This is a genomic window from Tistlia consotensis USBA 355 (assembly GCF_900177295.1).
Classification (GTDB): domain Bacteria; phylum Pseudomonadota; class Alphaproteobacteria; order Kiloniellales; family DSM-21159; genus Tistlia; species Tistlia consotensis.
Genome location: NZ_FWZX01000004.1, coordinates 271,459 through 292,753 on the forward strand (window position 1 = coordinate 271,459; position 21,295 = coordinate 292,753).

At 71.6% G+C, this 21,295-nt stretch carries 14 protein-coding genes; 6 read left to right on the forward strand and 8 right to left on the reverse strand.

Annotated elements, in window-relative coordinates; translation table 11 throughout:
• Positions 1-38: 38 nt before the first annotated feature.
• Entirely contained in the window at positions 39-1,133 is a 1,095-nt protein-coding gene (locus tag B9O00_RS08110) for an alkene reductase (RefSeq protein ID WP_085121958.1), read from the reverse strand.
• A gap of 88 nt (positions 1,134-1,221) precedes the next feature.
• Positions 1,222-1,842, reverse strand: a complete 621-nt coding sequence (locus B9O00_RS08115; RefSeq protein ID WP_085121959.1) for a TetR/AcrR family transcriptional regulator — start codon at positions 1,840-1,842, stop codon at positions 1,222-1,224.
• Between the two features lie 181 nt (positions 1,843-2,023).
• Here B9O00_RS08115 and B9O00_RS08120 point away from each other — a divergent pair, with 181 nt between their 5' ends.
• From B9O00_RS08120 to B9O00_RS08135, 4 genes are all read left to right on the forward strand, one after another.
• Complete coding sequence (locus B9O00_RS08120; protein WP_085121960.1) at positions 2,024-3,193, forward strand: ABC transporter substrate-binding protein; 1,170 nt, start codon at positions 2,024-2,026, stop codon at positions 3,191-3,193.
• A 103-nt stretch (positions 3,194-3,296) separates the two neighbouring features.
• Positions 3,297-5,999, forward strand: a complete 2,703-nt coding sequence (locus B9O00_RS08125) for a methyl-accepting chemotaxis protein (RefSeq protein WP_085121961.1) — start codon at positions 3,297-3,299, stop codon at positions 5,997-5,999.
• Positions 6,000-6,215: 216 nt separating this feature from the next.
• Entirely contained in the window at positions 6,216-11,093 is a 4,878-nt protein-coding gene (locus B9O00_RS08130; RefSeq protein ID WP_085121962.1) for an NAD-glutamate dehydrogenase, read from the forward strand.
• Positions 11,094-11,100: 7 nt separating this feature from the next.
• The gene (locus B9O00_RS08135) at positions 11,101-11,799 is read left to right on the forward strand and encodes a class I SAM-dependent DNA methyltransferase (RefSeq protein WP_085121963.1); all 699 of its coding nucleotides are present in this window, start codon (positions 11,101-11,103) and stop codon (positions 11,797-11,799) included.
• On the opposite strand, the gene B9O00_RS08140 is transcribed toward B9O00_RS08135, so the two are convergent.
• The gene (locus B9O00_RS08140; RefSeq protein ID WP_085121964.1) at positions 11,784-12,722 is read right to left on the reverse strand and encodes a DUF2652 domain-containing protein; all 939 of its coding nucleotides are present in this window, start codon (positions 12,720-12,722) and stop codon (positions 11,784-11,786) included. The genes B9O00_RS08135 and B9O00_RS08140 overlap by 16 nt on opposite strands.
• 27 nt (positions 12,723-12,749) lie before the next feature.
• Positions 12,750-13,070 (reverse strand): heavy metal-binding domain-containing protein, encoded by a 321-nt coding sequence (locus B9O00_RS08145; RefSeq protein WP_085121965.1) that lies wholly within the window; start codon positions 13,068-13,070, stop codon positions 12,750-12,752.
• Between the two features lie 112 nt (positions 13,071-13,182).
• Between B9O00_RS08145 and B9O00_RS08150 the strand changes: the two genes are divergently transcribed.
• Positions 13,183-14,496 carry an MFS transporter gene (locus tag B9O00_RS08150; protein WP_085121966.1) on the forward strand — a complete coding sequence of 438 codons (1,314 nt, stop codon included), beginning with the start codon at positions 13,183-13,185 and terminating at the stop codon, positions 14,494-14,496.
• 24 nt (positions 14,497-14,520) lie between these two features.
• Here the strand turns inward: B9O00_RS08150 and B9O00_RS08155 are convergent, their stop codons facing one another.
• Positions 14,521-14,739, reverse strand: a complete 219-nt coding sequence (locus B9O00_RS08155; protein ID WP_085121967.1) for an RSP_7527 family protein — start codon at positions 14,737-14,739, stop codon at positions 14,521-14,523.
• A 148-nt stretch (positions 14,740-14,887) separates the two neighbouring features.
• Between B9O00_RS08155 and B9O00_RS08160 the strand changes: the two genes are divergently transcribed.
• On the forward strand, positions 14,888-15,796 hold the full coding sequence (locus tag B9O00_RS08160) for a LysR family transcriptional regulator (RefSeq protein ID WP_085121968.1): 909 nt from the start codon (positions 14,888-14,890) through the stop codon (positions 15,794-15,796).
• A gap of 44 nt (positions 15,797-15,840) precedes the next feature.
• Here B9O00_RS08160 and B9O00_RS08165 read toward each other — a convergent pair whose 3' ends face one another.
• From B9O00_RS08165 to B9O00_RS08175, 3 genes are all read right to left on the reverse strand, one after another.
• Positions 15,841-17,592: a B12-binding domain-containing radical SAM protein gene (locus B9O00_RS08165; protein ID WP_085121969.1), complete on the reverse strand. Its 1,752-nt coding sequence runs from the start codon at positions 17,590-17,592 to the stop codon at positions 15,841-15,843.
• A 100-nt stretch (positions 17,593-17,692) separates the two neighbouring features.
• Complete coding sequence (gene purH / locus B9O00_RS08170; RefSeq protein WP_218822785.1) at positions 17,693-19,258, reverse strand: bifunctional phosphoribosylaminoimidazolecarboxamide formyltransferase/IMP cyclohydrolase; 1,566 nt, start codon at positions 19,256-19,258, stop codon at positions 17,693-17,695.
• 52 nt (positions 19,259-19,310) lie between these two features.
• Entirely contained in the window at positions 19,311-21,257 is a 1,947-nt protein-coding gene (locus tag B9O00_RS08175; protein WP_085122025.1) for a polysaccharide biosynthesis protein, read from the reverse strand.
• Positions 21,258-21,295 lie beyond the last annotated feature (38 nt).

Here is a 21,295-nt window from a genome sequence, read left to right on the forward strand (position 1 = left end):
CGGGCCGCCGTCAGGCGGCGATGTCGGCCCCGCCGCCGTCAGGCGGCGATGTCGGTGAGCGTCGGATAGTCGACGTAGCCCTTCTCGCCGCCGCCGTAGAAGGTCTCCCGGTCGGGCTCGTTGAGCGGCGCGTCGCGGCGCAGCCGCTCGACCAGGTCCGGATTGGCGATGAAAGGCTTGCCGAAGGCGATCAGGTCGGCGCTGCCCGATTCGACAGCGTCGATCGCCATGGCCCGGTCGTAGCCGTTGTTGGCCATGTAGGGCCCGTCGAAGCGCCGGCGCAGCGCCTGCAGGTCGGCACCCTCCGGCAGGTCCCGGCTGCCGCCGGTCTGGCCCTCGACCAGGTGCAGGTAGGACAGGCGGAAGTTGTTCACCCGGCCGAGCACGTAGCCGAAGGTCTTCATCGGGTCGCTGTCGGCGACGTCGTTGGCGTTGGAGAAGGGCGAGAGCCTGAGGCCGATGCGACCGACCGGCCAGGCGATCGACAGCGCCTCCAGCACCTCGATCAGCAGACGCGCCCGGTTCTCCAGCGAGCCGCCGTAGGCGTCGGTCCGCCGGTTCGAGCAGTCGCGCAGGAACTGGTCGATCAGGTAGCCGTTGGCACCGTGCAGCTCGATGCCGTCGAAGCCGGCGGCCCGGGCGTTCTCCGCGGCCTTGCGGTAGTCGGCGACGATGCGCGGGATCTCGTCGGTCTCCAGCGCGCGCGGCGCCGAGGTCTCGACGAAGCTCTTGCCGTCGAAGGTCCGCGTCCGGGCGGTGATCGCCGAGGGCGCGACCGGCGCCCGGCCGTTCGGCTGCAGCGAGACGTGGGAGACGCGGCCGACGTGCCAGAGCTGGGCGAAGATCCGCCCGCCCTTGGCGTGCACGGCGTCGGTGACCAGGCGCCAGCCCTCGACCTGGGCCTCGCTGTAGATGCCCGGCGTCCAGGCGTAGCCCTTGCCCTCGGGCGAGATCTGCGTCGCCTCGGTGACGATCAGCCCGGCGCTGGCGCGCTGGGCGTAGTAGCGGGCGTTGAGCGCATGCGGCACGTCGCCCTCGGGCAGCGCGCGGTTGCGGGTCAGCGGCGCCATCACCACCCGGTTGGGCAGCTCGAGGTCGCCGAGGGTCAGGGGCGTGAAGAGCTTCTCGGTCATTCGTCGTTTTTCCTCTGAGTCGGAAGGGAAAACCGGATCGTTCGGTCCAGAATTGGGCGGGTTCGGGGCGGTTCGGATCGGCCTGCGCCTAGGGCGAGATCAGCCGGTCGGCCTCGCCGAGCAGCGCCTCCAGCCGCTCCGGCGCGACACCGGCCTTGCGCAGCATGGTGGCACCGAGCGCCAGCGACAGCAGGGCGCCGGCGCGGCGCGGCGCGGCGCCCGGGCCGTCCGGCGCATCGGCGGCGCGGTCGCCGGCCGGCTCGGACAGCAGACGCGCCAGCAGTGCCTCGATGCGCGCGAGCTGGCGGCGGCTCAGCGCCTCGACCTCGGGATCGTGGGGCGCCAGCTCGGTCACGCAGTTGGCCAGGAAGCAGCCGTTCCTGCCGCCGTCCGGCGCCGCGATCGCGCCGACCACCGCCCGCGCCGCCGCCGCCCGATCCGCGGCGGCGGCGGCCAGGTCGGTGAGGGCGCGGAACGACTCGTCGCAGTAGCGCTCCACCGCAGCGAGCAGGGCGCCATGCTTGGACTTGAAGCAGGCATAGAAGCTCGAGCGGCTGATGCCCATCGCCGCGGTCAGCTCGTCCAGGGAGGTCTGCTCGTAGCCCTGCCGCCAGAACAGCGCCAGCGCGGAGGCCAGGGCGCAGTCAGCGTCGAAGCCGCGCGGCCGTCCAGGGCCTGGGCAGGCCTCGTTCTCGGCGGGACAGAGCATGGCTGGGATATGGACTTGTCAGTCCAGAATACAAGGGTCGATCGCTCGGACGAGGCGCGAGCCGTCGGCCGATCATTCGTGCTCAGGTTAACCTTACGGCAATCGTTCCGGGACATCCTGCGCGGGTACTAGCCCGCGACAAGACGGGCAAAAAGCCATTTAAACCGGAAGGAGAGCCCCCATGATCCTTCACCGTTCATTGGCTGCCGCGGCACTGGCCGCCGGCGTCGTTTTCGCCGGATCGGCACTGGCCGATCCGGGAGTCAGCGCGGACAAGATCGTCTTCGGCCAGTCGGCCGCCCTCGACGGCCCGGCGGCCAAGCTCGGCCAGGGCATGCGCCTCGGCCTGATGGCCGCCTTCGACGAGGCCAACCGCAACGGTGGCATCGGCGGCCGCAAGCTGGAGCTGGTCAGCAGGGACGACGGCTACGAGCCGGAGCGCGCCGTCGAGAACACCAAGGCACTGATCGAGCAGGACCAGGTCTTCGCGCTGATCGGCCCGGTCGGTACGCCGACCTCGAAGGCCGCCCAGCCGGTCGCGACCGACGCGGGCGTTCCCTTCGTCGGTGCCTTCACCGGCGCCGGCTTCCTGCGCGACCCGGCCCTCAAGAACGTGATCAACCTGCGCGGCACCTACGACGCCGAGACCGAGTCCTGGATCGAGCACCTGACCAAGGACCTCGGCTATTCGAAGATCGCTATCCTCTACCAGGACGACTCCTTCGGCCGCGCCGGCCTGTCGGGCGTGCAGAAGGCGATGGACAAGCGCGGCCTCAAGCTGGCCGCCGAAGGCACCTACCAGCGCAACACCGTCGCGGTGAAGCAGGCGTTGCTGGACATCCGCAAGGCCTCGCCGCAGGCGGTCGTCATCGTCGGCGCCTACAAGCCGGCGGCCGAGTTCATCCACCTCGCCCGCAAGATCAAGCTCGACGCGACCTTCGTGAACATCTCCTTCGTCGGCTCGCTGGCCTTGGCCAAGGAGCTCGGCGCCGACGGCGCCGGCGTCGTGGTGACCCAGGTCGTTCCCTTCCCGTGGGACCACACGATCCCGGCGGTCGCCGCCTACCAGGCCGCGCTCAAGGCTTACGACGCCAAGGCCGAGCCGGAGTTCGTGTCGCTCGAAGGCTACCTCGTCGGCCGCCTCGCGATCGCGGCGCTGGAGAAGGCCGGCGCCGAGCCGACGCGGCAGTCGTTCCTCGACGCCGTCTACAACACCGGCACCTTCGACCTGGGCGGTGTCACCCTGACCTACGGGCCGGGCGACAACCAGGGCATGGACCGGGTGTTCCTGACGGTCATCCAGCCCGACGGCAGCTTCAAGGCCGTCGATACGCTCGGCGGCTCCAGCTGAGGCCGGGCGGGCCGGGAGCTCCGCGCCGCGCGGGGCTTCCGGCCTGCGGCCGCCGCTCACCCACTCTTCGATCCATTGCGATGTCAGGAAGGCAGGACAGGACATGACCGGCGAGATCAACGAGGACATGCAGGACCTCGAGCGCGAGGCCGACACGGAGGTCTCCGACGAAGACCCCTTCGAGCCGGAGAGCGTCGACGAGGAAGGCGCCCCCATCTTGCGCCAGCCTCGCCGTCGCTTCGGTCTCGGCCCGCGGCTGTTCCTCGCCTTCGGCGCCGTCGCCGGCCTGACGGTGCTGGCCAGCGGTGCCGCCTGGTTCACCTTCGGCGGCGTCGAGCAGGCTTACGACGAGACCGCCCAGCGCACCGCGCCGGCCATGGAGCAGTCGCTGCGCCTGCAGATCGGCGCCACCGAGCTCGCCGGCGCGGCGCCGGAGCTCGCCGCCGCGGCCGACGACTCGGCCCGGCAGACGCTCTCGGCGACGCTGTCGGCCAAGACCTGGGAGCTCGAAGACCGGCTCGACAAGCTGAAGAAGCTCGGCGCCAGCGAGGAGACCGTCACCGCCGTCAAGGGCCAGGTGAGCCGTCTCGGCGACGCGGTGCAGGCGCTCGACGAGGCCGTTTCCAAGCGCCTGAGACTGGCTTCGGAGCACGACAAGCGGATGTCGCAGGTCGATGCCGCCCAGGCCGAGGTCGGCAAGATGATCGCCCCGAAGATCGACGACGCGGCCTTCGACCTGTCGCTGCAGAGCGAGATGGCCGGCAACGACCTCAAGGATTCGATCTCCGGCCTGATCGGCGTGCAGATCGCGCGCCTGCGCGCCGCGCTCGAGGCGACCGCCACGATCAACCACGCCGTCGGCGTCGTCGGCCAGGCTGCGAGTGTCGACAGCCCGCTCGATCTCGACGATCTGAAGAAGGCGCTGCAGGGCGACCTGGAGACCTTGAAGGGCCGGCTGAACGCCCTGCCGCGCGGCGGCGACTGGGACAAGCTCGATGCCCTCTATGCCGAGCTCCAGGACATCAGCCTCGGCAAGGACGGCATCTTCGCGCTGCGCAAGGAGGGCTTCTACCTCAACGCCCTCAATTCGCGCGGCGCCGAGATCAAGTCGATCGTCGGCGAGGAGGTGACCCGGGCGAACCAGATCCGAGAGGCCTTCCTGGAGATGCTCGGCCCGGTCGTCGAGACCGCCAACGCCGCGGTCGTCAAGGGCAGCGACGAGGCGACGGCGACCGCCGCGCGCACGGTCAAGGAGCTCATGGACGGCGGCGTCGGCATGATGTCCGCGCTGCTCAGCCTGAAGGCCGACATCAACGTCGCCGCCGGCTTGCTGCACCAGGCCGGCAGCATCTCCGACGCCAGCCTGCTGCAGCCGCTGCGCGAGCGCTTCAAGGCGGCCAACGATTCGGCCATGGAGAAGCTCGGCAAGCTGCCCAAGGAGGACGTCGACGGCGACCTAGGCACGGCGGTCAAGGGCCTGCTCGCCGAAGGCCTCGGCGACAAGAGCGTGTTCGACGCGCGCGCCGAGGAGCTCGCCGCCCGCGACGCCGGCCGGGCCTCCCTCGCCGTCAGCCGCGAGGCCAGCGACAAGCTCGGCCTCGAGGTCGCCGGCCTGCTGATGGACGCGGAGAGCCAGATGACCGCCTCGAGCGAGGCGGTGACCGGCGCCATCAAGCTCGGCAAGCTGGTGCTGGTCGCGCTGGCCGGTGCCTCGGTCGCCATCGCCCTGCTGATCGCCTGGCTCTACGTCGGCCGCGCCATCCTGCGGCGCATCGCCGGCCTGGCCCACTCGATGCAGACGATCGCCGCCGGCGAGCTCGAGGTCGCGGTGCCCGAGAAGGGCAGCGACGAGATCGCCGACATGGGCCGCAACCTCGCGGCCCTGCGCGACAGCCTGGCCGCCGCCGACGGGGAGCGGCGGGCCAACGAGGCCGAGCGCGAGGCGGCGCAGCTGCGCCGGCGCGAGGAGATGATGGCGCTGGCCCAGAAGTTCGAGGACAGCGTCAAGGGCGTCGTCGACTCGCTCTCGGCGGCGGCGACGGAGATGGAGGCGACCGCCGAATCGATGACCGGCACCGCCGACGCGACGCGCCGGCGCGCCGAGGACGTCGCCGGAGCGGCCGAGGAGACCAGCGGCAACGTCGACTCCGCGGCCGCGGCGGCCCGCGAGCTGTCCAGCTCGATCTCGGAGATCGGCCGCCAGGTGACCCGCTCCAGCGCGGTCGCCGGCGAGGCCAGCAGCAAGGCCAACGAGACCAACGGCAAGGTCGAGGGCCTGGCCGAGGCGGCCCGCAAGATCGGCGAGGTCGTCAACCTGATCAGCGAGATCGCCGAGCAGACCAACCTGCTCGCCTTGAACGCGACGATCGAGGCGGCCCGCGCCGGCGAGGCCGGCAAGGGCTTCGCCGTGGTCGCCTCGGAGGTCAAGAACCTGGCGACCCAGACCGCCAAGGCGACCGAGGAGATCGGCCAGCAGATCGGCGGCATGCAGTCGGCCACCGGCGAGGCCGTCGAGGCGATCCGCTCGATCGTCCGCGTGATCGAGGAGATGAACGAGATCTCGGCCTCGATCGCCGGCGCGGTCGAGGAGCAGAACGCCGCGACCGAGGAGATCGCCCAGACCGTCGAGCGTGCCGCCCACGGCACCAAGACGGCGACCGAAGGCATCGCCGAGGTCAACCGCTCGGCGGTCGAGAGCGGCTCGGCGGCCGAGCAGGTGCTGATCTCGGCGCGCGAGCTGTCGCGCGAATCCGAGGGCCTGCGCGGCCAGGTCGACAGCTTCCTGGCGAACGTGCGCGCCGGCTGACGCCCGGCGTCGTCGGACGATCCTCGCGGCCCCGCCGGCAGCCCGCCGGCGGGGCCGTCGTCGTTCCGGGCGTGGCGAAGCGCCTCGCGGGCCAAGGCCGCCTCGACCCTCCCGCCACCGGATTCTTTGCGCTACCTTGGCCCGCGTGCGGCGACGGCGGGACAGCCGGGTGCTTCCCTCCGGAAGCGCAGAAGCCCAAGCGGCGGGAGGCGATCGATGACCAGGGATATCGAGAACCGGAAGGCGCAGCTCGTCGATGCCGCGGCCAAGGCGCTGGCAGACCGGCTGAAGGGCAAGGAGGCGGAGCGCGCCGAGCGCTTCCTGCGCTTGCTCTACGCCCACGTGCCGCCCGACGACCTGCTCGGCGACACCGCGGAGAACGTCGCGGGTGCCGCCCTGGCGCTCTGGTCCTTCGCCCAGAAGCGCGATCCCGAGAAGGCCAAGATCCGGGTCTACACGCCGAGTCGCGAGGAGCACGGCTGGGACTGCGGCCACAGCGTCGCCGAGATCGTCAACGACGACATGCCCTTCCTGGTCGATTCGGTCAGCCAGGAGCTGAACCGCCTGCAGGCCGAGGTCTTCCTGGTCATCCACCCGATCCTGGCGGTCGAGCGCGACGACAAGGGCCGCCTGCTCGACATCGGCCTGCCCGGCGACGAGGCGGCCGAGGGCCGGCCGGAGTCGCTCATGCTGGTGCATTTCGGCGAGCAGCCGGCGACCCGCCATGCCGAGATCGAGGCGGCGCTGGCCGGCGTGCTCGCCGACGTCAGGGCCTCGGTCGAGGACTGGCGCGCCATGCGCACGCGCTGCCGCGACCTGGTGCGCGACCTCGAGAAGAACCCGCCCAAGCTGCCGCGCGAGGAGATTGCCGAGGCGGTCGCCTTCCTCGACTGGCTCGACGACGACAACTTCACCTACCTCGGCTACCGCGAATACAGCTTCGAGGAGGAGGAGGGGGAGAAGGTCGCCCGGATCGACGGCGACAGCGGCCTCGGCCTGCTGCGCGACCCCGGCTTCTCGGTCTTCGACGGCCTGCGCAACCTCGGCCAGCTGCCGCCGGACGTGCAGGAGTGGGTGACCACGCCGATGCTGCTGCGGGTCAACAAGGCGAACCGCCGCTCGACCGTGCACCGTTCGACCCACCTCGACACGATCGCCATCAAGACCTTCGGCCGCAAGGGCGAGGTCACCGGCGAGCGCCTGTTCGTCGGTCTCTTCACTTCGACCGCCTACAACTCCAGCCCGCGGGCGATCCCGCTGCTCCGGCGCAAGGTCGAGAGCACGGTCGAGCGCGCCGGCCTGATGCCGGGCAGCCACGACGGCAAGGCCCTGATGCACATCCTGGAGACCTATCCGCGCGACGAGCTGTTCCAGATCGACGAGGCGGACCTGGCCGAGATCGCGCTCGGCATCCTGCACCTGCAGGAGCGCCAGCGCACCGCGCTGTTCATCCGCCAGGACCCCTTCGAGCGCTTCGTCTCCTGCATGATCTTCGTGCCGCGCGAGCGCTTCGACACCAGCCTGCGTCTGAAGATCCAGGCGCGCCTGGAGCAGGCCTTCGCCGGCACGATGACGGCCTTCCACACCGAGATCGGCGAGTCGCCGCTGGCCCGCCTGCACCTGATCGTGCGGACCACCCAGGGCGCGCTGCCGGCGGTCGACCGGGCCGCCCTGGAGGCCGAGCTGGCCGAGTTGGCGCGTGCCTGGGACGACCGGCTGCAGGAGGCCCTGGTCGCCGCCTACGGCGAGGAGCGCGGCCTGCGCAGCCACCGTCGCTACCGCAATGCCTTCCCCTCGAACTACCGAGAGATCTTCGGTGCCCGGGACGCCGTCGCCGACATCCGCAACCTGGAGAGCACGGCGCGCGATGGCGAGCTCGCCCTGGACCTCTACCGGCCGCCGCGGGCCGTGCCCGGCCGGCTGCACTTCAAGGTCTACCACGGGCGCGACCCGCTGCCGCTGTCCGACGTGCTGCCGCTGCTCGAGCACATGGGCCTCAGGGTGATCGGCGAGGTGCCCTACGAGGTGCAGCCGGCGGGCGCCCAGGACCCGATCTGGATCCACGACTTCGACATGCGCCTGCAGGCCGAGGACGAGATCGACATCGCGGCGGTGCGCGACGCCTTCCACGAGGTCTTCGGCCTGACCTGGCGCGGCGAGATGGAGAACGACGGCTTCAACGCCCTGGTCCTGGCGGCCGGCCTCGACGCCGCGGCGATCCGCATCCTGCGCGCCTACGCCAAGTACCTGCGCCAGGCGGCGATCCCCTTCAGCCAGGAGATGATCGAGGCGACGCTGGTCGGGCATCCGAAGATCGCCCAGGCGCTGACCGAGCTGTTCCGGCAGCGGTTCGACCCGGCCAGGGTCGGCCGCAAGTCGCCGGCCAAGGCGCTGGAGGCCTGCCAGCCGATCGTCGAGGCGATCGACGGCCTGCTCGAGAAGGTGACCAGCCTGGACGAGGACCGCATCCTGCGCCGCTACCTCAACCTGATCGTGGTCACCGAGCGCACCAACTACTACCAGCTGGACGAGTCCGGCCGGCGCAAGCCCTACGTCTCGTTCAAGTTCGACGCCGACAAGATCGAGGAGCTGCCGCAGCCCAGGCCCTACCGCGAGATCTTCGTCTACTCGCCGCAGGTCGAGGGCGTGCACATCCGCTTCGGGCCGGTCGCGCGCGGCGGCCTGCGCTGGTCGGACCGGCGCGAGGACTTCCGCACCGAGGTGCTCGGCCTGGTCAAGGCGCAGCGGGTCAAGAACGCGGTCATCGTGCCGGTCGGCTCGAAGGGCGGCTTCTTCCCGAAGCGCCTGCCGGCGGATCGCGACGGCCGGATCGCCGAGGGCGTCGCCGCCTACAAGACCTTCCTGCGCGGCCTGCTCGACATCACCGACAACCTCAAGGGCGACAAGGTCGTGCCGCCCAGGCAGGTGGTGCGCTACGACGCCGACGACCCCTACCTGGTGGTCGCCGCCGACAAGGGCACGGCGACCTTCTCGGACTACGCCAACGGCGTCTCGGCCGACTACGGCTTCTGGCTCGACGACGCCTTCGCCTCGGGCGGCTCGGCCGGCTACGACCACAAGGCCATGGGCATCACCGCGCGCGGCGCCTGGGAAGGGATCAAGCGGCACTTCCGCGAGCTCGGCAAGGACATCCAGTCCGAGGACTTCACGGTGATCGGCGTCGGCGACATGGGCGGCGACGTGTTCGGCAACGGCATGCTGCTGTCCAGGCACATCCGCCTGCTCGGCGCCTTCAACCACCTGCACATCTTCATCGATCCCGACCCGGACCCGGCGAAGAGCTGGAAGGAGCGCAAGCGGCTGTTCGATGCCGCCAAGGGCTGGGACCAGTACGACGTCAAGCTGATCTCCAAGGGCGGCGGCGTGTTCGACCGCAAGGCCAAGTCGATCAAGCTCTCGGCCGAGATGAAGGCGGCCTTCGGCCTGGCCCAGGATGTCGTCACGCCGAACGAGCTGATCCGCGGGCTGCTGCGCTGCCCGGTCGAGCTGCTCTGGTTCGGCGGCATCGGCACCTACGTGAAGGCGAGCGAGGAGAGCCATCTCGACGTCGGCGACCGGGCCAACGACGGCCTGCGCGTCAACGGCGAGGAGCTCGGCGCCAAGGTCGTCGGCGAGGGCGCCAACCTGGGCATGACCCAGAAGGGCCGAATCGAGTTCGCCCTGGCCGGCGGCCGGCTCAACACCGACGCCATCGACAACTCCGCCGGCGTCGACTGCTCGGACCACGAGGTCAACATCAAGATCCTGCTCGGCAAGGCCGAGCACGACGGCAAGCTGGCGCGGGCCAAGCGCGACAAGCTGCTGGCCGCGATGACCGATGAGGTCGGCCAGCTGGTGCTGCGCGACAACTATCTGCAGACCCAGTGCATCAGCGTGACCGAGCGGCTCGGCGCCCACCTGCTCGACCGCCTCGGCCGCTACACCCGGGTGCTGGAGCGGGCCGGCAAGCTGGACCGAGCGCTCGAGTTCCTGCCCGACGACGAGGAGCTCGGCGACCGCTTCAACGCCGGGCGCGGCCTGACCCGGCCCGAGATCGCGGTGCTGCTGTCCTACGCCAAGATCGACCTGTTCGAGCGGCTGATGAGCTCGAGCCTGCCCGACGATCCCTACCTCGACCTGGAGCTCCGGCGCTACTTCCCGCAGCCGCTGCAGGAGCGCTACGGCGACGACATCGAGGGCCACCGGCTGCGCCGCGAGATCGTCGCGACCCAGGTCACCAATACCGTCGTCAACCGCATGGGCATCGCCTTCGTCCACGAGGTCGGCGAGAAGACCGGCATGCCGGCGGACGAGATCTGCCGCGCCTATGTCGTGGCGCGCGAGGCCTATGGCCTGCGCACGCTGTGGAGCGAGATCGAGGCGCTGGACGTCAAGGCCGACGCCGCGGCGCAGTACCTGATGCTGGTCGAGTGCGGCCGCCTCGCCGAGCGCTTCGTGGTCTGGCTGCTGCGCAACGAGGCCGCGGGTTTCGCCATCGCCGAGCTGGTCGAGACCTACGGCCCGGGCATCGCCCAGCTGACGCCGGTCGTGGGCGAGCTGCTGCACGAGGACGACCGGCGGGTGCTCGACGTCGAGGTCGCGCGGCTGGCTGAGGCCAGGGTGCCGGATGCCCTGGCCCGGCGGGTCGCCGCGCTGCGCTTCCTGGGCTCGGCCGGCGACATCGTGCGCATCGCCCGCGAGGCCGGGCTGCCGGTGGTCGAGGCCGGGCGGCTCTACTTCCGCATCGGCAGCCGCTTCGGCTTCGACTGGCTGCGCCGCATCGCCGGCCGCCTGCCGAGCGACAGCGCCTGGGACAAGCTGGCGGTCACGGCGATCGTCGACGACCTCTACAGCTACCAGTTCCAGGTCGCCCACTCGGTGGTCGCCAACGGCGCGGCCGAGCCGGCGCCGACGGGCCGGCGCGGCGACGGCGGCGATTCGGCGGACAGCTCGCTCGAGCGCTGGGCTGCCGACCGCACGGTCCAGGTGACGCGCACCGACCAGCTGCTCGCCGAGCTGCGCGCCATGGCCAGCCCGGATCTGGCCATGCTCGCGGTCGCCAACCGCCAGCTGAAGTCGCTGGTCGGCGGCTGACTCTCGTTTGCCCAGCGGAACGGAAAAGCCAGGGAGAAGAACGATCGTCGCAAAGACCAGCGAGGAGGACGTCGCCCTGGCCGCCGAGCGCCTGCACGGCGTCTACGGCTCGGCCGGCCAGGACGAGCTGATGGCGCGCTACGCCGAGTGGGCGAAGAGCTACGACCGCGACGTCATGGTGCTCGGCTACCAGCTGCCGCCGGTCGTCGCCGGCCTGTTCGCCCGCCACGTGCCGCTCGGCGCAGGCCCGATCCTCGACGTCGGCTGCGGCACCGGCTTGATCGGCCTCGCGTTGCAGGCGCTCGGCTACGACCGGGTGACCGGCGCCGACCTGTCCGAGGCAATGCTGGCGGTCGCCGCCGGGCGCGGCTGCTACGAGGCCACGGTCCGGGCCGAGCTCGGCAAGCGCCTCGACTTCCCGGACGGCGGCTTCTTCGCCCTCGTCGCCTCCGGCGTCTTCACCCAGGGCCACGCACCGGCCTCGGCCTTCGCCGAACTCGCCCGCATCACCGCGAGCGGCGGCCGGGTCGTGCTGACCGACCGGGCCGACGGCGACCATGCCGCCGCCTACCGCGCCGCGGCCGACGCGCTGGTCGCCGAGGGAACCTGGCGGCTGATCGACCGCAGCCGGCCCTACGTCGTCTTCCCGCTGTCCGAGGCGGACGCCGGGGTGCTCGGCCGGGTCTGGGTCTACGAGCGCAGCTGAGGGCCCGGGCTCCGGCCGCGGTGGCGCAGGGCGTGCAGGCTGGAGCCGAGCTTGCGCCGGATGTCGCCGAGCCGCTCGAGCGGGCCGGCCGGCGGGGCCGGCTGCTCGGGCCCGGCCAGCTCGGCGGGATCGAAGCCGAACACCAGGCAGGCGGCGTCGGGCAGGCCGCGCACCTGCTGGGCCATCCGCCGCGGCGGCCCGGCCAGCGCCGGCCTGACCCTCGCCGCCGCCGCCTCGGTCAGCAGCAGGTAGTGCGGCTGGCCGACCGTGCTCTTGAGCAGCCGATGGACGGCGATCACCGGCAGGCCCGAGATCTCCTGCCGGTCGGCGACCGCGTCGAACAGCACCGCGCCGCAGTCCGCGACCGCCTTGATGTCGAGGTCGGGCAGCGCGCCGCAGGCGGCGCAGCCGCAGCTGTTGATGCGCAGCAGCTCGCGCTGGCGCCGGTAGAAGGCGGCGAGCACCGCGACGACCAGCCTGCCGAGGCGGTCCGGCTCGTCGTCGCCGGGCTGCAGCGGCGCGTACATGAAGACCGCATCGCCCTCGATCTTGAGGGTGCGCAGCTGCTCGCCGCCGGCCTCGATCATCGCGACGAGCAGCTCCGAGACGAGGTATTGGGCGTGGCCGAGGGCGAAGCGGCTGAGCTCCATGAAGTGCGTGTAGCCGGTGATGTCGGGGATCAGCAGCAGCGCCTCGAAGGTGCCGCTGTCCGCGGCCGGCGGCGGCCGGCGCCGCGTCAGCCGGCGCGCCACGCCGGCGCCGATCCGCTCGTCGAGGCGCTGGCTGACCCGCCGGGCGAGGGCGAGCGCGACGACCAGCAGCGCCAGGAGCAGGACGAGCAGCAGGCCGATCGGCAGGGCGGCGCCGAGCGGCATGCCCCAGACGCCGCCGCCCATCATGCCGCCGCCCATCATGCCGTTCATCGCTCGTCCGCCCTCCGCCCGCCGGCCTCAGCCCAGCCGCACGGCCGTGCCGTTCGCGCCGACCATCAGCATCGAGGTGTCCTTGCCGACGGCCTCGTAGTCGAGGTCGACGCCGACCACGGCGTCGGCGCCCAGCCGCTCGGCCTCGCGGATCATGTCCTCGATCGCCGCCTCCTTGGCCTCGCGCAGCGACTTCTCGTAGGCCCCCGAGCGGCCGCCGATGATGTCGGTGATCGAGGCGAAGAAGTCGCGGAAGATGTTGGCGCCGATCACGGCGTCGCCCGAGACGATGCCGAGATACTCGCGGACGGGCCGCCCCTCCACCGTGTCGGTCGTGGTCACCAGCATGGATCTTCGCTCCTTCGTCGCGCGTTGGGAGCGCAGGTTATCCGCTTGAGCCGGCTCGGGTAAGCTGCCAGCGTGGCCGCGGACGGCGAGTCAGCAGGGGAGGCTCCGCCCGGTGCAGCGTCGAGACGAACAGGGAGCCGGCCGCGGCGGCCGGACGGCGATCCTCGCCTGGTGCTTCTACGACTGGGCGAACTCCGCCTTCCCGACGGTCATCGTCACCTTCGTCTTCGCCGCCTACTACACGCGCGCCCTGGCGCCCGACGCCGAGACCGGGACTGGCCAGTGGGGCCTGGCGATGTCGCTTTCGGGCGTCGCGATCGCGATCCTGGCACCGATCCTCGGGGCCGTCGCCGACCAGGGCGGCCGCCGCAAGCCCTGGATCGCCGTCTTCTCGCTGCTCTGCATCGCCAGCGGCGCGGCGCTCTGGTTCGCGGCCCCCGATCCGGCCTGGGCGGTCTACGCCCTGACCCTCTCGGCGCTGGCCAATCTCGCCTTCGAGATCGGCACGGTCTTCTACAACGCCATGCTGCCGGAGGTCGCGCCGCCTCGGCTCTGGGGCCGCATCTCGGGCTGGGCCTGGGGGCTCGGCTATGCCGGCGGCCTTGCCTGCCTGGTGCTGACCCTGGTGCTGTTCGTGCAGCCGGCGCACCCGCTGTTCGGGCTCGACAGGGCCCAGGCCGAGCAGGTGCGCATCGCCGGCCCCTTCGTCGCCCTGTGGTTCCTGGTCTTCGCCCTGCCGATGTTCCTGCTGACCCCGGACCGGGCCGCCACCGGCAAGCCGGCCGGACGCGCCGTCGCCGAGGGGCTGTCGACGCTGCGCCGCTCCCTGGCCAGGCTGCCGAAGCAGCGCCGCGTGCTGCGCTACCTGATCGCGCGCATGCTCTACACCGACGGCCTCAACACGCTCTTCGCCTTCGGCGGCATCTACGCCGCCGGGACCTTCGGCATGGATTTCACCGAGATCCTCGTGTTCGGCATCCTGCTCAACGTCACCGCCGGCCTCGGCGCCTTCGGCTTCGCCTGGATCGACGACTGGATCGGGCCGAAGCGCACGGTGCTGATCGCGGTCGGCGCCCTGATGCTGCTCGGCGCGGCGATCCTGCTGATCGACTCGAAGCTCTGGTTCTACGTCCTGGGCTGCGCCATCGGCGTGTTCATCGGCCCGGCGCAGTCGGCGAGCCGGACCCTGATGGCGCGCCTGGCGCCGGCCGAGACCCGCACCGAGATGTTCGGGCTCTACGCCCTCTCGGGCAAGGTCACAGCCTTCATCGGTCCGGCGGCGGTCGGCGGCGTCACGGTGCTGATGGATTCGCAGCGCTGGGGCATGGCGACGATCCTGCTGCTGTTCGCCGTCGGCTTCGCGCTGCTGCTGCCGCTCGAGGAGCCGCCGGCCGAGGCCGAGCCCGGGCCGGCGGCAGCCGCCTAGGGCCTCGCGGGGCGCCGTCTCCGCTCAGTGCCAGATCGGCTCCTGGGCCATGCGCAGAACCCGGCGGCGGTCGGTCAGCGGCCGGTGCGGCCGCGGTGCCGCCGGGCCGCTCAGGGCGGCCAGCAGGCCGCGGCCGAGCGTCGCGAAGGCCCGCCGCAGCGCCTGCGCCTGCAGGGCCCGGCCACGGGCCAGGAGCCGGGCCGTCTCCGCGTCGGTGACGATGACGTTGGGCTCGAAGGTCATGGATTTCGTCCTCATCGGGCGGGCTGCCCCTTGCGGCGCCCGCTTTGAGACAACAGGTAATGCCCGTAGTCTGCGAGGATAATCTGCGTTAAGTTACCTGGATTAGTTCCCTGTAGGCACAGATGGTCGGGAAATCGGGGCGAGGGGCATGGACAACGTCAGTGAAATGGAGGTCTTCGTCCGGGTCGTGCAGGCGAAGTCCTTCTCGGAGGCGGCCCGCAGCCTCGGCCTGTCGCCCTCGGCGGTCTCCAAGCAGATCGGCCGGCTCGAGGACCGGCTGGGCGCGCGCCTGCTCAACCGCACGACCCGGCAGCTCTCCCTGACCGAGATCGGCGCCGCCTTCCACGAGCGCGCCGAACGCATCGTCAACGACATCGCCGAGGCCGAGCGGGCGGTCAGCCACCTGCACGGCGCGCCGCGCGGCCAGCTCAAGGTCAACGCGCCGGTCGCCTTCGGCATCGACCACCTGGCGCCGCTGCTGCCCGGCTTCATGGCCGAGAACCCGGAGGTCTCGGTCGACCTCTCGGTCAACGACCGCTTCGTCGACCTGGTCGAGGAAGGCATCGACGTCGCGCTCCGCATCGGCGAGCTCGCCGATTCCAGCCTGATCGCGCGGCGCCTGGCGGCCAACCGCCGGGTCGTCTGCGCCGCACCGAGCTACCTGGAGCGCCGCGGCACACCGGCCTCGACGGCCGATCTCAAGCGGCACAACTGCCTCGTCTACACCTATCGCCAGCAGCGCCGGGACTGGCACTTCGACGGCCCCGGCGGCCATGAGCTGGTGACGGTCAACGGCGACCTCGAGACCAACAACGCCCAGGTCCTGCGCATGGCGGCGCTGGGCGGCCTCGGCATCGTGCTGCTGCCGCTCTGGCTGGTCGGGCCGGACCTGACCGAGGGCCGGCTGATCGAGGTGCTGCCGCAGTACCACGTGCCCGACAGCTCGATCTACGCGGTCTGGCCGGCCGGCCGGCACCTCTCGCCCAAGGTCCGCGCCTTCGTCGACCACATCGCGGCCGAGATCGGCGAGCTCGCCAAGACCTGGGAGCGGCACTGAGCGGGGTCCGGCGCTCCCGCGCGGTCGTTCCGTGAGCGGAACGCCTACTCCGCCGCCTGCACCTTGCCGACGTCCGGCGCCCCGTAGGTCTTGGCGATGCGGCCGGCGTGGGTCTGCATCAGCTCGGTCTGCAGCTCCTCCTCGTCGGTGACCGGGGTCAGCGCGGTGTCGCGGTAGTCACGCACCGTCGGGTCCTTCTTGAGGGCGCGGCGGATGCGCCAGAAGGCCCAGAGGATGGCCAGCCAGCGGCCGTGGTCGCGGACGGTCTCCCAGACCCGGCGCGGGAAGAAGACCAGCGGGTTCTCGCGGCCCAGGCTCGGCCGGCGCTGGCTCCAGACCTTGCGGCGGAACCAGCCGCCCTGCAGCGGATGCACCTTCTCGACCTTGGTGCAGCCGTAGAACCAGAGCATCAGGAACATCATGTTGCCGACGTTCATCCGGCAGGCCGCGGCCCGGCGCAGGATCGTCTCGACGTGGGCCAGGGTGTAGTAGCGGTCCCAGGCCTCGTGATAGATGCCCTGCAGCGCCTCGGCCGACATGGTCTGGTGCGCCGTGGTGACGTGCTCCAGGTCGTAGATGTTCATGTCGGGGTCCATCCAGACGCCGGCCTTGTGCAGGCGCTGGTGGTCCTCCGAGCCGGGCAGCGGCGTCAGGATGAAGAACTCCAGCAGGTCGATCGGCAGCTCGTCCTGGATGATCTCGATGTCGCGCCGGATCTTCTCCGGCGTGTCGGCCGGGAAGCCCAGGATGTAGCCGGCGTAGGTCAGCACGCCCTGCGCCTTCCAGGCCTGGAGCATCTTGCGATACTCCCAGATCTTGTTCTGGCGCTTCTTGGCGGCGGTCAGGTTCTCCGGGTTGATGTTCTCGAGGCCCAGGAAGACCCGCTTCACGCCGGCGCGCGCGCACTTCTCGATGAAGCCCGGGATGCGGTGGCACAGCGTGTCGACCTGGATGACGATCGAGAACTTCAGGCCCTCGCCCTCGCGCAGCTGGATCAGCCGGTCGACCAGCTCCTCCCAGTGCTTGTTGCGGGCGAAGTTGTCGTCGGTGATGAAGAAGCGCTTGACCCCCTGGGCCAGGTTGGCGCGCACGATCTTCTCGACGTCGTCGGGGCTGCGGAAGCGGCTCTTGCGGCCCTGGACGTTGATGATCGTACAGAAGGAGCACTGGAAGGGGCAGCCGCGCCCGGCGTCGAAGGTGGTGTGCGCGCCGGCGGTGCGCGCCACGACCTCGGCCGGCAGGAAGGGCACGACCGAGCCCTCAAGGCCCGGCAGGTCGTCCATGTAGTTGTAGAGCGGCTTCAGCCGGCCGGCGAAGGCGTCCTTCAGGACCTGCTCCAGGCGTCCCTCGGCCTCGCCGGCGAAGAGCGAGATGCCGAGGTCCTGGGCCGCGCGGATGTCCGGCGGCAGCTCGGGCAGCATGGCCAGGCAGCCCGAGACGTGGAAGCCGCCGATCGCGACCTGGATGCCGGCCTCGCGCAGCGGCCGAGCCAGGTCGACGGCGCGCGGGAACTGGTTCGACTGCACCCCGACCAGCGCGACCAGTCCGGCGCCGTCGCGCCGGATGTCGCGGATCACCTTCTTCAGCGGCACGACGCTGTTGGTCTCGTCGTAGGCCTCGAGGACCAGCTCGACGTCCGGCCCCAGCGCCTGGCGCGCGGCGACGTCGCTGGCCAGGCCGTAGAGCTGGGCCAGCGTGTTCGAGGGGATTGCCGCGCGCAGCCACTGGATCGGGTAGCCGTCGTCGTCGTAGTGCGTCGGCTTGATCATCACGAAGCGGAAGCGCTTGCGGGCCATGCCTGTTCCCTGTCCGGGTGCGAGGGGTCTGCGGCGTCGTCGAGGCGGTTCCAGCCTAGGCGAGGGGTGGAGCGCCGGCAAGGAAAGGCCGGCGCCCGCCTCAGTGCCGGAAGTGGCGCATCCCGGTGAAGACCATGGCCAGGCCCTTGTCGTCGGCGGCGGCGATGACCTCGCTGTCGCGCATCGAGCCGCCCGGCTGGATCACCGCGGTGACGCCGGCCTCGGCGGCGGCCAGCAGGCCGTCGGCGAAGGGGAAGAAGGCGTCGGAGGCGACGACCGCGCCCTCGGTCGCCCGCTCGCCCAGGGCCTCGCGGGCCTTGCGCGCGGCGATGCGTGAGGAATCGACGCGGCTCATCTGGCCGGCGCCGACGCCGACCGTGGCGCCCTCCTTGGCGTAGACGATGGCGTTCGACTTGACGTGCTTGGCGACCCGGAAGGCGAACAGCAGGTCGTTGAGCTCGGCCTCGCTGGGCGCCCGCTTGGTCACCACCTCCAGGCGGTCGCGGGCGACCCGGCCGTTGTCGCGGCCCTGCAGCAGGAAGCCGCCGGACAGCGACTTGAAGGTCCAGCCGGGCGCCGCGGGGTCGGGCAGGGCGCCGGTCGCCAGGACGCGCAGGTTCCGCCGGGCGGCCAGCAGCGCCGCCGCCTCGTCCTCGACCTCGGGCGCGATCACGACCTCGGCGAAGAGCTCGGCGATCCTGGCGGCGGTCGCGGCGTCGAGCGCCCGGTTCAGGGCGACGATGCCGCCGTAGGCGCTGACCGGGTCGCAGGCCAGGGCGCGGCCGTAGGCGGCCTCCAGGCTGTCTGCCTCGGCGACGCCGCAGGGATTGGCGTGCTTGACGATGACCACGGCCGGCCGCTCGAACTCGGCGACCGCCTCGAAGGCGGCGTCGGTGTCGTTGAGGTTGTTGTAGCTCAGCTGCTTGCCCTGCAGCTGGCGCGCCGTGGCGACGCCCGGCCGCGACTCGCCGCTGCGGTAGAAGGCGGCGGCCTGGTGCGGGTTCTCGCCATAGCGCAGCGGCTCGCCGCGCCGCCCGGCGATGGTCAGCTCGGCCGGGAAGTCGTCGCCGAGCTGCCCTGCGAACCAGCCGGAGATCGCGGCGTCGTAGGCCGCGGTGTGGGCGTAGGCCTTGGCGGCCAGGCGCTTCCGCTCCTCGGCCCCGGTGTTGCCGCCGGCCTCGATCGCCGCGGCCGCCGCCTCGTAGTCGGCCGGGTCGGTCAGCACCGTGACGTGGGCGTGGTTCTTGGCGGCGGCGCGCAGCAGGGCCGGACCGCCGATGTCGATGTTCTCGATGCAGGTCTCGAAGTCGGCGCCCTTCGCCACGGTCTCGCGGAAGGGATAGAGGTTGACGACCAGGAGGCCGATCGGCGCGATGCCGTGCTGTTCCATCTGCGCCCGGTGGGCCGGCAGGTCCGGCCGGCCGAGCAGGCCGCCGTGGATCTTCGGCTGCAGGGTCTTGACCCGGCCGTCCAGGATCTCGGGGAAGCCGGTGTAGTCGGCGACCTCGACGACGGCGAGCCCGGCCTCCCGGAGCGTCCGCGCCGAGCCGCCGGTCGAGAGCAGCTCGACGCCGGCGGCGGCCAGTCGGCGGGCCAGCTCGACCAGCCCGGTCTTGTCGGACACCGACAGCAGGGCGCGCTCGATCCTCGGCGGGGTCATGCTCATGGAACTCCTCGGCAGCTCGAAGGAAGGGTCGGAAAGGGCTTGGACGGGGACACTACTGGGCGGCGGCCGGCTTGCTGCCCGCGTCCGGCCGCGCGGCCGTCGGGGTGGCCAGCGTCGCCTCGGGCACCAGGCGCTGCAGCAGCTCGATCAGCGTGCCGCGCTGGCGCTTGCGCACGGCGTCGGCCAGCTCGTCGAGGGCGCGCGCCAGCAGGGCCGGGTCCGCGGTGCGCGGCGCGGCGAGCAGCAGGCCGGGCTGGCCGGTCGGCACCGGCGGCTCGGCGTCGTGGAACAGCTCCTCGAACAGCTTCTCGCCGGGGCGCAGGCCGGTGAAGACGATGCCGACCTCCTCGTAGGGCTTCTTGCCGGCCAGGCGGATCATCTGCTCGGCCAGCTCGACGATGCGCACCGGCTTGCCCATGTCGAGCACGAAGATGCGCCCGGCGGCGTCGCCTGCCGATTCCGTGCCCAGGGCGGCGGCCTGCAGGATCAGCCGCACCGCCTCGCGGATCGTCATGAAGTAGCGGGTCATGTCCGGATGGGTCACGGTCAGCGGCCCGCCGGCGGCGAGCTGGCGCTGGAACAGCGGCACGACCGAGCCGGTCGAGCCGAGCACGTTGCCGAAGCGCACGGTGATGAAGTGGGTGCCGGGCCCGCCGCCCTGGCGGCCCTCCAGGTCGAGGGCCTGGCAGTAGCACTCGGCGAGGCGCTTGGTCGCGCCCATCACGCTCGAGGGATTGATCGCCTTGTCGGTGGAGACCAGCACCATGGTGCCGACGCCGTGCCGCCGGCAGGCGTCGGCGACGGTGCGGGTGCCCAGGCTGTTGGTCAGCACGCCTTCCTCGGGGTTCTCCTCGACCAGCGGCACGTGCTTCAGCGCCGCGGCGTGGAACACCAGCTCGGGCCCGACCTCCGCGAAGACCGTCTCGATCGCCCCGGCGTCGCGCACGTCGGCGATGCGCGCCAGGCGCGGCAGGGTCGGGCGCGTGTCGGCCAGCTCGCGGTCGATGGTGTAGAGGTTGAACTCCGAGGCCTCGACCAGCACCAGCAGGGCCGGCTCCAGGGCGGCGAGCTGGCGCACCAGCTCGCTGCCGATCGAGCCGCCGGCACCGGTGACCAGCACGCGCCGGCCCCTGACCAGGCGGGTCGGCGGCTCCGGGTCGAGCACGGTCTGCGGCCGGCGCAGCAGGTCCTCGACCGCGACCGGCCGCAGGTCGGCGGTCTCGCCCTGGCTGAGGTCCGACAGGCGCGGCACCCGGGCCAGGGTCAGGCCGTGGCCGTCGGCGAAGGCGAGCAGCCCGGTCAGCGCCTCGCGGCCGAGCGGCCGGGTCAGCACCAGGCGCTGCGGCCGGCGGCCGCTGCGCTGCTCGGCCAGCTCGACGATGCGGCCGATCTCGTCGAGCCGGCCGAGCACCGGGACGTTGCGGATCGAGCGGCCGACGCGCTTGCCCTTGAGGTCGACGATGCCGACCACCTCGTAGGGCGCATGGCGGTCGCGGGCGGCGTTGCGGATGAACTCGTCGGCCTCGTCGCCGGCGCCGATCAGCAGCACCGGCACGCGCAGGTGCGCGTCGCGCTCCATCAGGTGCTCGGTCGAGCGGTACTTGAACAGCTGGTAGAGCAGGCGCGGGCCGGCCAGCAGGCTGCACAGCACGAACCAGTTGATCGCCAGGGCCGAGCGCGGATAGGCCTCCAGGCGGGTCATCATGAAGGTGACCAGCAGGAACAGCGCCAGCGCCAGGCTGACCGCGCGGACGATCGCCACCAGGTCGTTGAGCGAGGCGTAGCGCCAGATGCCGCGATAGAGGCCGCTCATCAGGAAGACGCCGGCGCAGCACAGGGTATAGACGCCGAGCGAGGGCAGCAGGTCGCGCTGCAGGCGGACCAGGCCGAAGTGGCCCTCGCGCAGATAGAGCGCCAGCCCGAAGGCGAGCAGGGCCATCGCCAGATCGTGCAGGAAGGCGATCGACGCCTTGACGCGAAAGCTGCGCAGCCGTTCCATCGAGCTCGGGCGCTCCATCAACCCATCGGGCCGGCAAT

What these genes read in the sequence shown, in the direction of transcription:
- B9O00_RS08140 (WP_085121964.1), bottom strand. Translation starts at nt 12,722, where the DNA reads ATGAACGGCATGATGGGCGGCGGCATGATGGGCGGCGGCGTCTGGGGC.
- B9O00_RS08145 (WP_085121965.1), bottom strand. Translation starts at nt 13,070, where the DNA reads ATGCTGGTGACCACGACCGACACGGTGGAGGGGCGGCCCGTCCGCGAG.
- B9O00_RS08125 (WP_085121961.1), top strand. Translation starts at nt 3,297, where the DNA reads ATGACCGGCGAGATCAACGAGGACATGCAGGACCTCGAGCGCGAGGCC.
- B9O00_RS08155 (WP_085121967.1), bottom strand. Translation starts at nt 14,739, where the DNA reads ATGACCTTCGAGCCCAACGTCATCGTCACCGACGCGGAGACGGCCCGG.
- B9O00_RS08120 (WP_085121960.1), top strand. Translation starts at nt 2,024, where the DNA reads ATGATCCTTCACCGTTCATTGGCTGCCGCGGCACTGGCCGCCGGCGTC.
- B9O00_RS08175 (WP_085122025.1), bottom strand. Translation starts at nt 21,257, where the DNA reads ATGGAACGGCTGCGCAGCTTTCGCGTCAAGGCGTCGATCGCCTTCCTG.
- purH (WP_218822785.1), bottom strand. Translation starts at nt 19,258, where the DNA reads ATGAGCATGACCCCGCCGAGGATCGAGCGCGCCCTGCTGTCGGTGTCC.
- B9O00_RS08160 (WP_085121968.1), top strand. Translation starts at nt 14,888, where the DNA reads ATGGACAACGTCAGTGAAATGGAGGTCTTCGTCCGGGTCGTGCAGGCG.
- B9O00_RS08115 (WP_085121959.1), bottom strand. Translation starts at nt 1,842, where the DNA reads ATGCTCTGTCCCGCCGAGAACGAGGCCTGCCCAGGCCCTGGACGGCCG.
- B9O00_RS08110 (WP_085121958.1), bottom strand. Translation starts at nt 1,133, where the DNA reads ATGACCGAGAAGCTCTTCACGCCCCTGACCCTCGGCGACCTCGAGCTG.
- B9O00_RS08130 (WP_085121962.1), top strand. Translation starts at nt 6,216, where the DNA reads ATGACCAGGGATATCGAGAACCGGAAGGCGCAGCTCGTCGATGCCGCG.
- B9O00_RS08165 (WP_085121969.1), bottom strand. Translation starts at nt 17,592, where the DNA reads ATGGCCCGCAAGCGCTTCCGCTTCGTGATGATCAAGCCGACGCACTAC.